Below are 539 nucleotides of genomic sequence, written 5' to 3'. Positions count from 1 at the left end.
GGCCCACCAGCGCCAGGGCGGCCATGGCCCAGGGAAAAGACGCCGCGCCATAGCGTTGCAAGAGCAGGCCGCCGACCATACCCCCGCAGGCAATGCCCAGGTTGAAGATGGTCACCAGCATCGATTGCGCGACATCCGCCCCCTCCCCGGCCACATCCGCCACGGCGGTCTGGAGCAAGGTCGGGGCGCCACCGAAGGTCAGGCCCCAGGCGCCAATGCCGAGCCAGGCCAGCCAGGGCTGGCTGGCAGCGATCCCCAGCAGCAGGCACGCCAGGGCGAAACCGGCGAGGCTGCACAGGGTCAGCCCGCGCAGCCAGCGGTCGACCCCGAGCCCGGTGAACCAGATCCCCACCAGGGAGGCCAGGCCGAACACCAGCAGCGCCCGGTCGAGAGAGGCCGCCAGGCCCAGGGACGCGAGGAACGGCGCGATATAGGTGTAGAGAATGTTGTGGGCCAGGATCCACACGAAGATCACCAGCAGCGCCTGGGGCAGGCCCCGGGTGAGAAAGATCCGCGCGATCGGCTGGCGCTGGTGGGCC

Annotated in this window: 1 pseudogene; it reads right to left on the bottom strand. The window is 70.3% G+C overall.

What is annotated here, in order from left to right:
- Positions 1-539, bottom strand: a pseudogene (locus F6S12_RS32790) (MFS transporter); the annotation flags it as partial.

Source organism: Pseudomonas sp. JV245A (assembly GCF_032424515.1).
GTDB lineage: Bacteria > Pseudomonadota > Gammaproteobacteria > Pseudomonadales > Pseudomonadaceae > Aquipseudomonas > Aquipseudomonas protegens.
This window is presented reverse-complemented; position numbering and strand designations above follow the sequence as displayed.